Origin of the sequence: Ruegeria arenilitoris (assembly GCF_013031355.1) — a bacterium.
In the GTDB taxonomy this organism is placed as follows: domain Bacteria; phylum Pseudomonadota; class Alphaproteobacteria; order Rhodobacterales; family Rhodobacteraceae; genus Ruegeria; species Ruegeria arenilitoris_C.
The window spans coordinates 132372-145989 of record NZ_WPZO01000011.1; the positions used below are offsets into that span (position 1 = coordinate 132372).

General features: G+C 50.5%; 13 protein-coding genes. 3 read left to right on the forward strand and 10 right to left on the reverse strand.

Annotated features, from left to right (window positions below):
• From GOX63_RS19970 to GOX63_RS20005, 8 genes are all read right to left on the reverse strand, one after another.
• Window positions 1-846, reverse strand: a complete 846-nt coding sequence (locus tag GOX63_RS19970; RefSeq protein ID WP_174826847.1) for a glycosyltransferase family 2 protein — start codon at window positions 844-846, stop codon at window positions 1-3.
• Window positions 847-851: 5 nt separating this feature from the next.
• Window positions 852-1790 carry a sulfotransferase gene (locus GOX63_RS19975; protein ID WP_170329153.1) on the reverse strand — a complete coding sequence of 313 codons (939 nt, stop codon included), beginning with the start codon at window positions 1788-1790 and terminating at the stop codon, window positions 852-854.
• Window positions 1791-1979: 189 nt separating this feature from the next.
• Window positions 1980-3206 (reverse strand): glycosyltransferase family 4 protein, encoded by a 1227-nt coding sequence (locus GOX63_RS19980; RefSeq protein WP_170329155.1) that lies wholly within the window; start codon window positions 3204-3206, stop codon window positions 1980-1982.
• Window positions 3203-4237, reverse strand: coding sequence for a glycosyltransferase family 4 protein (locus tag GOX63_RS19985; protein WP_170329156.1), 1035 nt, complete (start codon window positions 4235-4237; stop codon window positions 3203-3205). The genes GOX63_RS19980 and GOX63_RS19985 overlap by 4 nt, the downstream gene beginning before the upstream one ends.
• Before the next feature lie 796 nt (window positions 4238-5033).
• Complete coding sequence (locus GOX63_RS19990; protein WP_170329157.1) at window positions 5034-6011, reverse strand: UDP-glucuronic acid decarboxylase family protein; 978 nt, start codon at window positions 6009-6011, stop codon at window positions 5034-5036.
• Between the two features lie 202 nt (window positions 6012-6213).
• Window positions 6214-7239: a glycosyltransferase gene (locus tag GOX63_RS19995; protein ID WP_170329158.1), complete on the reverse strand. Its 1026-nt coding sequence runs from the start codon at window positions 7237-7239 to the stop codon at window positions 6214-6216.
• A gap of 231 nt (window positions 7240-7470) precedes the next feature.
• A complete protein-coding gene (locus GOX63_RS20000) occupies window positions 7471-8277 on the reverse strand; it encodes a hypothetical protein (RefSeq protein WP_170329160.1) in 807 nt (268 codons plus the stop codon).
• A gap of 274 nt (window positions 8278-8551) precedes the next feature.
• Window positions 8552-8815, reverse strand: coding sequence for a hypothetical protein (locus tag GOX63_RS20005; protein WP_170329161.1), 264 nt, complete (start codon window positions 8813-8815; stop codon window positions 8552-8554).
• Window positions 8816-9208: 393 nt separating this feature from the next.
• On the opposite strand from GOX63_RS20005, the gene GOX63_RS20010 reads away from it, so the two are divergent.
• The gene (locus GOX63_RS20010; protein WP_254436046.1) at window positions 9209-10093 is read left to right on the forward strand and encodes a sulfotransferase; all 885 of its coding nucleotides are present in this window, start codon (window positions 9209-9211) and stop codon (window positions 10091-10093) included.
• A 285-nt stretch (window positions 10094-10378) separates the two neighbouring features.
• Here the strand turns inward: GOX63_RS20010 and GOX63_RS20015 are convergent, their stop codons facing one another.
• A complete protein-coding gene (locus tag GOX63_RS20015) occupies window positions 10379-10567 on the reverse strand; it encodes a recombinase family protein (protein WP_170329164.1) in 189 nt (62 codons plus the stop codon).
• A gap of 170 nt (window positions 10568-10737) precedes the next feature.
• Here GOX63_RS20015 and GOX63_RS20020 point away from each other — a divergent pair, with 170 nt between their 5' ends.
• Window positions 10738-11553: an FkbM family methyltransferase gene (locus GOX63_RS20020; RefSeq protein WP_170329165.1), complete on the forward strand. Its 816-nt coding sequence runs from the start codon at window positions 10738-10740 to the stop codon at window positions 11551-11553.
• Between the two features lie 309 nt (window positions 11554-11862).
• Here GOX63_RS20020 and GOX63_RS20025 read toward each other — a convergent pair whose 3' ends face one another.
• A complete protein-coding gene (locus tag GOX63_RS20025; protein ID WP_170329166.1) occupies window positions 11863-12477 on the reverse strand; it encodes a sulfotransferase in 615 nt (204 codons plus the stop codon).
• A gap of 667 nt (window positions 12478-13144) precedes the next feature.
• Between GOX63_RS20025 and GOX63_RS20030 the strand changes: the two genes are divergently transcribed.
• A partial coding sequence (locus tag GOX63_RS20030; RefSeq protein ID WP_170546957.1) for a hypothetical protein occupies window positions 13145-13618 on the forward strand: 474 nt, incomplete at its 3' end.

Here is a 13618-nt window from a genome sequence, read left to right on the forward strand (position 1 = left end):
CTACTCACCCCTTTGGGGCAGGCTCACAGCAGACCAGCTTTTCTTGAGATCCACATCCAGCTGAGAACGATCAATGTGGTTCTGTCGGTCCCATACGAGCGCGTTAGCACGGAAAATAGCTGTTGCCGAATGGGCCGCCGAAATGAAACCGGGTATGCCGTCCAGGAACCCGCGTTTGAAGACATACTTGCGAATGAATTCCGCGACTGGGCGCCCCACAATATCGATCCATGTCACGGGACGCTTCCGGCCTTCGACGCCCGTAGCAATCTCCTCCAGATATGTTGCGCTTTTGCGGAGGCGCTTTTCGAAGTTATCTTCGTTGAAATGGATCATCAGCCCGTGAAGCTGGCCGATCCGCTCAGGCGGCGCGTCCATCAGACAATCCTCGTGGAACATACCACCGAAGCGGAACTTGTCCCGTCGTGCCAGATGGACCAGGTTCCAGTCCCGCCAACCGCCCCCTTTCATAGGGCGGTGCATGAAGTAGTTCAGCCGTCGATAACGATAGCCGTCCTTTTCGGCGTTGGTGATGCCTTCAAGGATTTCAGCGGCCAGTTCTGGGCTGACGCGCTCATCAATATCCATGTGCAAGAGCCAATCACTTTTGGCTGCGTCAATCCCCTTGTTGCGCTGGTGGCTGAAATACTCACCTTCGACGCGCGGGCTTTTGAGGAATTTCACCTTATCGCCATAGGCCAGCACCATCTCCTCAGTGCGGTCTGTTGATCCGTCATCTACAATCACAATCTCATCGACCCAGGAGGCGAGGTTCTCTAGAAACCCCCCGATATCCCGTTCTTCGTTGTAAGAGATTGAGACGACTCCGAGGCTCGGACGCGGCATGTTGGTCACTTCCTTGTCGTACGTGCGGTTTTTAGCTTGAGATACACGGGGCGGACCACCCGGTCGCGTAAGCGGATGACTTGCTTTTTAGCGCGTGTCTTGAAGTCTGGACGCATCGCGGCAAGTTTCTCTGCTGTCGGTTTGTGTGGGTTGATCAGTTCCGAATCCTGATACCCAAAGGCTTTGGCAATCTGTTTGACCGAGGGGTCAAGTTGCAGCGTGTAGTTCTCATTCGCCATCCATTTCTCTTTTGAAGAAGTATGCACCGAAGCACCAATTTGCTCCTCGTATTCCACGCCAATGAATTCACACAGATCAGCCAAGCCCTGTTTCGGGTCGGAAATTATGTCTTCATAGCGTACCAGCCTGAACATGTCTGGCGGCAACATGGATTGGATGCTTAAGAGGTTGCGCTGGATGTTGAGCCAGCCGAACTGGCGTTGCTCGGCTTCAGTCGAAAAGAGCTCATGGGCGGAGTACTGCACGGCCAACGGATTGCGTATGAGGCCAATGATTTTCACCTCCATCTCTGTGCGGCGCGTCCATTCCAGAAGCAGGCTAAGAGCGCACCATTCCGCGAGAATCTGCGGTGATTTCTCAAAGAAGACCGGTTGAGCAAAGGTTTTGCACAGAGCTTCCCACCCTCCAAAGATCAATTCCTCATCGTTTTCCGGGGGCTCATAATCAGGCATGTTTCCCTTGAGCGTGTCGATGAGATAGGTGCGCGCATTCTCCCGCGTACCGTAGCCTGCATATTGCCGAAACCCGGAATAGAGCGAATTGGGCCGGTTTAGGACCACAGATGCTTTGAGCCAGTGATGAGTCTCGAAATAGGTATGGGATGAATAATCAACATGTCGAATGCCGGAGTGATTGCAAAGCTCTTCCTGCAGCATTGTCGAGCCCGAGCGTTTGTCAGACAACAAAATGACGACCTTAGGCATGTTGTGCCTCCTTGAACTGCCTGTTGCTCAAATGGATCGGGAGATGCCCAAGGTGGCTCCACAACCCCATACTAAGTAAAACATCGGGCCCTCTGTGGGCAAAACCATATTGTGGGGCATGGCTGTTTCGCATTTCTGTATTGCGACCGTTGCGATGACCAAAGCTGTTTATGAAACATATAACCCAGATCATCTGAATTTCCGCATAAGGGCCTTCAGTCCAACCGGAATGCGGTGCCGCCAATAGCCGGGAAAATTGGGATCGGGTTGGAACGCGTTCCAGGAGCGGGGAGGGTAGTTCGGTGGGGGTTCGGCCATCATATCGCGGAGCAGGGCGGCATAGGCATCGGCAGCGACTTCGTCAGTGAACCGCTCGCGGGCTTCAGCCGCTACGGTCCGGCTGAGGGCCGCAAGTTTCGTGCGATCCTCATGCAAAGCGGCTATGGCAGATGCAAAGCCTTCAGCATCGCCCAGTGTCTCGATGAACCCCGTGCGTCCAGCCTCAACAAGAAAATCAGTGATGCCTGGGATCAAGCCGCAAACGGGCACGCATCCGGCCATCATTGCTTCCAAAAGAGCATTCGGACAGCCTTCGAAATGGGACGTGAAGACATAGACATCTGTCTGCCCCAGAAATTGTGGAACCTCCGACGGAGTGAACGCTCCCATGAACTCCACTCGGCCCTCAGCCAGGTGGGGGGCCATAGCCTCTTCCATCCGCGCGCGGTCTACACCTTTGCCTGCGATCCGCAACCGAAATGGCACACCTCGGGTGTGGAGTGCGTCCACAATCGCGGGCAGGTACATCACGCCTTTCTGATTGTGCTCAAGACGCCCCAGAAATCCCAATTCCAGCCTTGCGCCAGTGCCGCGCTCTTTTTGCGCCGCAGCTTCAAACTTGGCGGCATCGATTCCGTTGGGGATGAGCACAACTTTTTCCGGATCCGCCTCGTAGTCAGCCACCAGGTCATCGCGAAGCCGTGGGGTCAACGCGATGATCCGGGCCAACCGCTCCCGGCCTGACATCGTGATGCGGTAGCCGTGATCAAATGCGTTAGCGCAGCGCGACAGAACCCGTATGTGGGCAGGTAGATGGGGGATCGCCGACAATATGCCTTCGGAATTGATCGCCATGACACAGTCTATATCGTTGTCAGCGCACCATTTGGTGAAAACACGCGCTTGGTCTTTCATACTCAGAGACGTAGCGGCCAATTGGACACAGCCGTCGTCCACATAGGCGTCCTCCCAGAGACGCGCCTGCGGCTTTCCGAGAGTAACGCAGTAGATCGAGATGCCCCGGGCTGCGAGAGCGGGCCGGATATTGCGATAAAACGTAAAGGTGCCGCCGTCTTTGGGCACGGACCCGAAGGCGACCTTGATCGGTTTTTGCAGATACTCGGGTGCGGTAATCATAACAACAACTCGGAAACCTGAGCCGCCAAAGCCTTGGTGCTGTAGCGCTCTTCCACCTTGGCGCGGCCGTTCGCGCCAAGTTCGCGTCTTGCACTGCCATCTGAAATCAGACGAGACAAGCAAGCTATCCACTCGTCAGGTGACGAAACCAAGTACCCATCCGATTCATGAGTGATCACATCACCATTGGCACCTACGTTACTTGCCACCACAGGAATAGATGTGGCCATATACTCAAGCGCCTTGAATGCGCATTTATAGATGTTGAACTTGTTTTCGATGAGCGGGTAGAGTCCAATGTCGAAATCCTCTACGGCACGCATCACCGCTTCAGGGTCAGACCAATTCACCTCGTCCACCAGATCGAGCGTCAGTCCGTCGATAGAACCGAAGACATCTGCGAGTTTCGGTTCACCACAAGCCCCAACGATTTTGAGACGAATGTTGTATTGCGCAGCAAGACTGCGCAACGGTGCTTCAAGGATCGAGGACAGATCCTCGACATAGTGGGCACCATTGCCAATCCAACCCAGACAGATTTGTTCGGTGTCACTTGGGCTACGCGTCTTGTACTGAGCCAACCGGATACCTGAGGGGATGAAATGTACAGCCCCGCCCGCATCTCGGGCCAAAGATTCCAGATTGTGGCTGCCGGCAAAAACCCCGTGTGCCTCACGCATCATGGTGGCTGCATTCCGCTGAGATATTCGGCTCCCTATTCGAGAAGGGGCATCGTCGATATCAAAGAACACCCGCTTTCCCATGAGTTTGGCCATACGTAAAAGGGCGACATCATAGCGAGAGTACTGTTTTTGAAAAATCAGAATGTCATGGCGCATCACAACCGGCAATATCCGCAGGTAGTCCTGCCTTAGCTGCGTGTTATGGTAGGAAACATGATGCGTCAGTGCCTCCAGTTCTTCGCCGATCCAATAGCCTCGTACACGTGAACTGGCCTTATTGCGGTCCCCCAGAAGGATAAATGCAATCCTAAGGCTTTTGAACCCTTGAGCATAAGCGTTCGTGATCATAAAGCCGGAACCTTAACGTTGTCGGCCTTTTCGTATAGCCCAAAGTTTAGTGCTGGCATGGTGTAGATCCTAGAACACCGTTCTGGCAACGCACAAATATAATCCTCACCATTACACGACAACTAGCACGCCGAATCCTGACCAGATAATCCCGCGAAACGTACTGAAAAATACACTTCGAACTCATTTTCTAAAACTGCAAAAATTGACATCAGACGTTCAACAGATAATTCAAATAGGTCTTCTCTAAATATCCTATGGAAGGCGCGTTCGCAATGAATCTCGCAAAGACGCTAACATATCCCACTCCCCAAAAAGAAAGCAATTTTAATCAGCATCACATGGAAGCCTTAGATTCTGTATCGCTGAAACACTCGCGGCTACTCCTCAATGTTTGGACCGTTTCCGGCTTAAGTTAAGCAGGCTTTCCGCAACTTCTGATTGGTTTGGGTTTCATCTTTTCTCAGCCAATAGACTGCGGCTGGAAATTGTCCGCCAAAGGCGGAACGTGTGCGCTCACGGCTATCCATTTCCGACGCCTGGCTTTGCCTCTGATCAGGTTCTCCGGGCATGAAGGTAGACACATTCGTATTTCAAGCTTTGCCAGAGGCCTTTCACAAGGATGCTGTCTAGGAACCATCCATTCTCAATCCATCGAGATTTGCACGCCGGATCAGGCCAAGAGTCAAAGCGCTTACGGACCAGTTTATTCACCGTTTACCAGATAAGCCCGCAGCGGCCCTAAACGGATCAAGTTGCCCAGATCAGGATCGAAGTCTAAAGAGAGCGCCCACTCTCAGGCAATGCCTGCTTTCACAAGGTTTTCAAAATACGCAATCGTCGGGACGAGACCCTCGCGCAGGGGAACCTTTGGTTCCCAGTTCAGATGCTTTTTGGCCAGCGCAATGTCTGGCTGGCGCTGCTTGGGGTCATCCTGCGGCAATGGTTTGTGCACGATTTTGGACTTTGTACCTGTAAGCTCAATCACTGTTTGCGCCAGTTCCAGCATGGAGAACTCGCCCGGGTTGCCAGTGTTGATGGGCCCCGTTACATCGTCCGATGTCTCCATCAGGCGAATGAAGGCTTCAACCAATTCATCGCAATAGCAAAATGAGCGGGTCTGTTGACCGTCACCGAAAATGGTGATGTCCTCGTTCTTAAGTGCTTGCATGATAAAATTAGAAACCACGCGCCCGTCATGGGGATGCATGCGCGGCCCATAGGTATTGAAAATCCGGGCCACCTTGATCCGCAGCTTGTGCTGACGATGGTAGTCGAAAAACAGGGTCTCGGCGCAGCGCTTACCCTCATCATAGCACGAGCGCATACCGATGGGGTTCACGTTGCCCCAGTAGGTTTCGGGTTGGGGGTGGATGTCAGGATCTCCATAAACCTCCGATGTAGATGCCTGCATGATCTTGGCATCCAGACGCTTGGCGAGGCCCAGCATGTTGATCGCACCATGTACGGACGTCTTGGTCGTTTGTACCGGGTCGTGCTGGTAATGGATGGGCGATGCAGGGCAGGCTAGATTGTAAATCTCATCCACTTCCACATAGAGGGGGAAGGTAACATCATGGCGCATCAACTCGAAATTGGGCGCGTCTAACAGGTGGCTAACGTTACCGCGCCGACCGGTGAAGTAGTTGTCGATGCAGAGGACATCATGCCCCGCTTCGACCAGACGATCGCATAGGTGACTGCCCAGGAACCCTGCCCCTCCAGTAACCAGAACGCGCTTGGATGTCGGGTTGATGATATCTGTGTCATTCATGCACTAGACCTCTGAAATTTATGAAGCTTAATCTAAACACAACTTCTCACCTGGTCACTCCGACGTTTGTTAGATGTGCAAAAAAATCTTCGCTTATGATGTGCGTATCAGCCTACTTGCATCAGCGCATTTAACTCAACGCGTCCGACTTCTTCATACAGCGCAAAACATACAGCAGACGTCGATTTTGATTTTCTGCCTTCTAAACAGAAGATTCCAAAAAATCTTTTGCAATTTTTCTCCACCGATAATCAGAAATGTTATCAGGTACACATTTCGCAAGTTCCAGCGTGTGCGCGATTTTATTTTTTACTTCAGAGGTATCCTCAAAATCCACAAGTGTTCCGTGCAGAGAAGCTGCCAATGTTTGAAAGATATCGATGTCATTCGCGACAACTGGTAAGCCGCGTGATCGCGCTTCGACAAATGGAATTCCAAACCCCTCAAGTTTGGATGGGAACACAAAAACGCGCGACGCGTCATAGACTTCGATCAGCTCGTTGTCTGAGAGTTTCGACAAGAAACTACACTGAATATTATTCTCGGAAGCGTAATCGATACAGCTTTCTAAGGTCCCCATGTCAGACCCAACGAACGCAATCCGCCAATTGGAGCCAACACAGGCCTTTAATAAGCCAAGATGGTTCTTATGAGGTGCAAAGTTCGAAACATAAAGGAGATCATACTCCGGCTCCTTTTTTGGAAGCTCGCGAAACCATTCTTCAGATAAACCGTTTCTCGATACAACAATCTTCTTTGGATCAAGCTCAAGGACATCTGAGAGCCTCTTCTTTTCAGGCTCTGAAACAGTGATGACTTGGTGGCAGATACGGCTTGAAATCTTGTGAACAATTAAAGTGAGGTTTCTCCCCCTCCGTCCAACATCAGTCGCGAACTTTGCATCGTGAATTACGTGAAGTATTTTGTTGGCATTGATTGGCAAGGGAGCGATGGGGTATTCGGACACAATATAGGCATTACGAAAACGCTTTAGCAGATACATAAGCTTAATGTATTTGAACACACGTGAAATTGGTCTTCCCTCAGCATTGAAGGGTATGTAAGCCGTTGAATTGTCAATGAGCCAGGGCGAAAGCACAACGACACGCGCAAGACCCTCGTTTTGTAGAGCTTTGCACAGTTCGGTTGTCCGGCGTCGTGCCCCTGACATGGCATTCCCGTGCCGGTAAGGACTCACAAACACAAAGTTCGGAAGGTCATCGTTCATGTCGTAGTTACCTTGGGCCGCACATTGGGAAATGAAATTACGAATGCCTTACACTGATCCGAATTTTCCCGAAAAGCTAGGCGATCGAGAAAAGTACTATCTGATATAGCAAGTGAACACGCGGTTTTCGGCTCAGATGTGTTGGTAGTCAACGAGCGCCCGGAACTGGATAGTGCATCCAAACATAGCGGCGGACCACTTCAGTGGGGGAGGGTCACTAATACTGCGCTTCTAGCGCAGATTCCAAATCGGCATTGCCTCATACTGCGCGCGGCTGTCGGCTAGCAATTCCTCTAGCCGTTTCTCAATCCGTGGATCGGGAGGTGGTGCTGTGCGATAGACAAACCAACTAAGTGGCTTCAGCGCGCGACGCACTGCTCCCAGTCCAATCCGGTCCAGATCGCGCATCGCCTTCTTCGCTACTCGAACAAAACGTGGGCTTATTGAAGTTCGAGCATAGTTTGACCGCGTCTCGCGTATCGAGTCTGAAGGCAGCGGTATGCCGCAGACCTCGGCTGTTTTTGCCAATGCATCTGCATCGAATTCACCATTAGCGTTTTGGCGCATCACGATGGTACGCCCTGGGAAAGTGGTGGCCCAAAGATCTATGTATTCATTGAAATGAGATGTGGCGAGCATAGTCTTGACATGCTTGTTGCTTTCGAAACGCCCCGTGTTGAACTCGTCTGACACTGTTATGAACCCGACGCGCTCGATATGGGATAGGACAGACAGGCAGCGCTTGACTGGGTCGCGCAACGTTATGACGATCCAAGCCTCTGGGAAAAGCGCTTTAAGATTACGTCGCGCTGTTTCATTGCTGAAGTAAGAGGGTGACACCTCGACGAACGGCTCTGTGGGATCAAGATTGTAGCGAGTTTGGTAATCTGTAAGGTCAATAGTGTCTTGCTCAAAAAAAAACGTCTCTTTGATTGTCAGTGGCGTGCGGACGCCTGATGCTCGGAGTACGTCGTATATCGTCGTAGTTCCGGTTTTGCGTGGGCCGATAAAAAATATATGGCGGTCAAGCTCTGACATCATAATTTCCAAGAAGTGCATATTGCGCATAGGGTCCCAATGTGGTTCGGGGAATTGCTGAGCATTGTCTGTTCTTTTTTCAAGGTATTTAGTATCTTAATAGAGATTTTACTTTTACAGTTGAAGCTTCTGAACTTCAAAAAGTGACACAGCTTCATAGTTTTATTATCCACCATTTTTGACCTGGCAACCATCATACTTATGGCAATGTACAGTCTTTCTGGAAAATTTGAGCTAAAAAGCTTCCTTTGAAACACGACTTGATATCCATTGTTTATGAAAACTCTAAATGCGTATAGAGCCTGATGCGGTAGCCATAAGAGGTCACCTCAGGTCGAAAAGCTTTGTCCCGGAAGGCACCCGCATCCGCACCAATATCGTGATCGGGAACTAGGAGCAGATCGATGGCTTCGGTCCGATGGATACCTCCTCCATCCGGCGCAATCATGGGCTCGACGAGCGGCTCCTGTGGTGCGAGATCAAACTCGCAGACTAAGTATTCACGGCCATCGTTAATCAGGAGGTGCTGTCCCCTCATCGCGACTATTTCCGGCTGTGCCGCCCCTGGATTCAGTTACCTATAAGGCCGCGCATCTGGCCGCCCCAGGTTGAGATACCTATGCGGTGAAAGCAGAATGGTGTGACTAGATCGTTGAACCGCTGCGGTATGCGAATAAGGACTTCGTCGGGTTTTGCTGGAAATGAGCGGAGCAAGGGTAAGCCAAGGCTGTCTGGCCTTTATATAAATGAGACATTCAATTCATACGCGCACCATCATTTCTGATGACACAAGTCCAGTCAAAGAAATTTTACGTCTTTTGGTGATATATGTGGTATCGAATTTAAATGGTAGTGATATAAACGACTGGGTTGTATGTCTAATACTGCTCTTGTTTCAACAAAACCTAGCTTTATGACACCTACATTTCCCATGTTACCCTGGCCAGAGACAGTAGAGCGCGTAGTAATATGCATCGGTACTACGAAAGCTGCCACCACGCTACTTTATCGATTGCTAGAGGCAGACGAACGGGTACATGTATCCCACACTAAAGAGGTGCACTATTGGGATCTTGTGCGGGGCTCAGGTGTGCGATCAATATGGGTCGGTCGGGCACGAAAGACGGCTATGAAGCAAGTCGCTGCCCTGCTCCTGCGGCCTGTGCGCCGCACCAGTGTAACGGCGTTTGACCTGCGCCAGTCGCTACGGCTCTGGAATTTACGGCAACGAGATGAAAATAGCGTAGATATTTATGCTGCTTATCTGTCGGCGGGCCATGCTGGACAAGCGGTGATCTTTGAATCAACACCGGACTATGAAGCTTGTACGCCAGATCTCTTAGCGCGCATGGCGGCAGTGCATTCAGATACAAGGCTTGTCTTAATGATGCGTGATCCCGTAGACCGGCTTTGGTCTGATGTGCGGCATCGTTTTCGAAAGGAACTTAAGGAAGGCACTGTTACCCGCAATCAAGTATTAGAAGCGTTTCGGAATAGTTTCATTGACACAAGCAGCAACGGCTATCGCAAATCAAATTACGCAGCAATACTCGGTCGTTGCGATGCTGCTGGGGTGACAGATCAGTTGACCTGCATATTCTACGAAACGCTGACGACTGACACAGAGCTTGCGCAGCTCGAACATGCGTTTGGGTTTCCGTTGGAGATAAACTTATCAAAACGTGTGAATGTGGGGGTCGATGTCGCCGCCACGGATGCTTTGGTTGCAGAGGCTACAAAAGCACTTTCTCCGGTTTATGAGGCAGTACGAAAACGCTTTGGAGACCGCGTTCCTGCGAGTTGGCGAGTACCTTAGAGCTGGCAATACAGCACTCTCATGGGCGTTTTTGGTTTTTCCAACACGATAGGACTACCCCACTGGTTCGGGATGGTCAAAGTCTGTAGCCTGTACAGGCGCTCTGGAGACGGCTGGCCGAACCGACTGTTATCATGCTCTCATCCGTGGGTTTGCACCGCCTGACCATATTCGACGTGGGATTGCCTCTCTCTAAGATCGGATATTTGTCCTTCCGTCCGCCGAGGATTTCCCCATCACTGACCGCCATCTCCAGCGACTGCACAGGTAGGCTGAGTGGGTGGATCAGATTGCCCCCGGTGTCTTCCGTGCAATAGAGATCGAGCTAAGAAGCTTATTGAGCTTCGGCCAAGATTGAGAGGCGCCAGAGAGCTTTTCGATGATAACTTTCACACATCTGGCTACCTTCAGCGCATCAAGTTGACGATTAGTGTTCTGATCGGCCGCTGAGACACGCGCATATCCGATTTTCATGTAAATATTTTGCGACAAGGTTTTGGGACGGCCAAGCCCTTGAGAGCATTGCACCCTAAAAATTATATCAAAAACCTTCGTATGCCAGGAAAAGTGGGTTAAGTGATCTTTGCTAAAAAACCTATCAGTGTAGCAATGTGAACTGGAAAAGGCGTGACTGGGATATGAACTTGAAGAATGCAGTAAGACCTTTTGTGCCGCCGATCATCTGGTCAGCGCTTTCGCGCCTAAAGACGCAGTCCCGTAGCACGGGGCCCAAGAGAAGCCTTGCAAGCATCGTCGCGGGCGAACAATTCAAGATTCCGTTCAGCAAAGTGACGCAGGACGACCGCGGGATATACTTCGTGCCAAAATATGCCGAGCACCGTCCTGCAAGCCGCGCTATTCTGGTTGGGGAAGTTTATGAACCTGACACACACAATCTGATCGACAAAATCATGCAGCGAAAGGGAGGTAGCATGATCCATGCAGGCACGTTTTTTGGAGATATGCTACCGACATTTGCCCGCTCATGTCCCTCAACCGTGTACGCCTTCGAGCCCGTCCTTGAGAATTATGTTTTGGCAAAGCTATGCGTCGAAGCAAACGCATTAGAAAATGTGTTTATTCAGAATGCAGGTCTGAGCGATCGCACGGGCATTGCTCATATTGATACCGGAAGTGAAGTAGGTGAGCATCGCGGTGGGGGTTCGACACTGAGCGATGAGGGGCAGCTTGTGGGGCTAGTGACAATTGACAGTCTTAATCTTCAAGACGTTGTTGTCATCCAGCTTGATGTAGAAGGCCATGAACTATCGGCGCTTAAGGGCGCACGCGCCACCATCGAACGTAATGCACCAATCATTCTGATCGAGGACAATCGACGTACCTGCAATACTTTTCTTGACGAAATGGGCTATAGGCACGTTCGGACAATCCCAGGACTCTTTGTCTGGACAAAGCCCACCGATGATAATCTCATTGATGAGATTATCCCTTCAAAGTAAATGACATTGAAGTTAGCGACACGTCGCGCGGAGTTATGATATGCGGCCGAACCATTCGTCGGCGTGGCGGCTCGGAAAAAGTCTTCAGGGCTACTGAGGTCGCGCTGCCGCTAAAACCGCCCGCTGATTGGAGCAGCAGTCATGGTCAGAGTTGATAGCGGTCAATTGAAGTGTAGCATTTTTAAAAATAGACTCCAGCTTTCCGACTCGTCTTTACTCTTTGACAGTTCAGAAGTTGCAAAAACTTCCCTTTGAGAAAGTTATCTAATCAGGCCTAAGATCTCCAATCTTGAAGGACATCAAGCGGGCTCAATTGGTTCGGTTAGCATGAGGAAACTCAGGTAACTGCGACGTATCGAGCCCCAGAAAAGCGGCGATCTTGACGGCGACCTGAGAGTCTTTGGTTACATCGACTTCTAGCAGTTTTCGGTCATAGCGTTGTGCCAGCGCACGGCAGTTTTCATTGTGGGCAAGCAGCAAAGTGTTTTTAATGTGTTCTGCCTCATCGTCCGAGGGCACAGGGCGTCCCCGTTTGGCGCGGAACCGCTGTAGCGAACTAAACCATTCATCAGAGTCACGCAGGGTCAGTATGAAGCGCGAATCTTGGTCTATCTGCATTAAGCGTTCAATTACGTCAGGTCGATTCCAGGGTACGTCGTCAAAAGAATTAAAACGTTTTGTCAACCACATGAGATAGCTGTGGCGCTGCAAAGACCACTGCTGCTTTACATGTTCGTTGATTGTCAAATGACGTAGGCCCAGCGACTTAAGGAATAGATTAACCGAAGTGGTGCCGGTTTTGTTCATGCCAATTACAAAAACATTGTCAAAATCAAAGTTTGGGCGCGGTGGCAAAAGGCGGAACAGGTATGAATATCGGCGAAATCTATTTTTGTACAAGGGGTTCACCCCACTATGGAACATGTCGAAAGCCCCTTCTCCTGCACATATTGCGGTTGAGCATTATATTTTATGTTGCAGGGGCACAAGACACGACACGAATGCACTCGACGTACTCGCAGCTCATTTTCAGAGAAATTATTGTGATACCGCTATGTATGTAAAGCTCAGTGTCAGAAATTGAATTTTCTGAATTCGAAACTTATGGGTTTTCGAATTGCTCAGCAAATTATCGCCAGTGGCATAACTGTGAATTACCAGGCATATGCGCGGGATTCATCCTACCGATAAGCAGGATTTCTCCTGTTTTCACCTCATCTGTGTTGGGTGAGTTGTTCTATCTGAGGCCAATATTTATGCATATGCTTGACGGTAAAAAGCTAAAGTTTCGCACATCAAGGGTCACTAAGAGCCCGCACTGTGTATTTGGGCAGACACTAGAGGGCAGACGTGACAGAAATTGCAGAGCCAACAGCAACGCCTGAACTGCGTGTAAATGTTTGCGCGATCTTAGAACGAGTTCTCCTGTTTAGAAGCCGTGTCGGACGGCATCAAGAACCTTCGCTCTACTTCAAGAGGGCGGAATTCTCTTGTTCTCACATACATGACCATCAATGGGCTCCACCACGGATCATGCGAGATGCCTTGGCGTCGCATGATCGCTGCCCTCAAATGTAGATAGGCTACTAAAATGGCAATCATCCACTCTTCCGATCTCGGCTGGAAAGCCGGCCAGAACATCTCTGACGAATTTGCCGCGCTGGCAAAAACATTCAAACCCGGCGACACGTTTGTCTTTGATGACATGTATAAAATTTCTGGCAGCAATATCTCCTTGCCGGATAACTTCACGCTTGCGGGGGGGGCGCCGGGGGCAGGAATAGATATTATTGATACTGCCACCAATAAGTCATCTCTATTTCTCTTAGGGGATGGCAATACCGTTGTTGATCTGACGGTCACCCATAGCAAAGCCCCGGATACAGGGTACGAGGGCTTGAAGGCCAAGGCTGGCGTAGATTACCATCAAACACAGGGTAAGTTCGCTGTGGAGGGTGACGATGTCAGCATTCTCAACAGTTCTTTTGAAGGCAATACCGCAATTTTTATAGACGCTCGGGAAGCCGACAACCTTCTTATCGAAGATACCAAATTTGATGGCGGC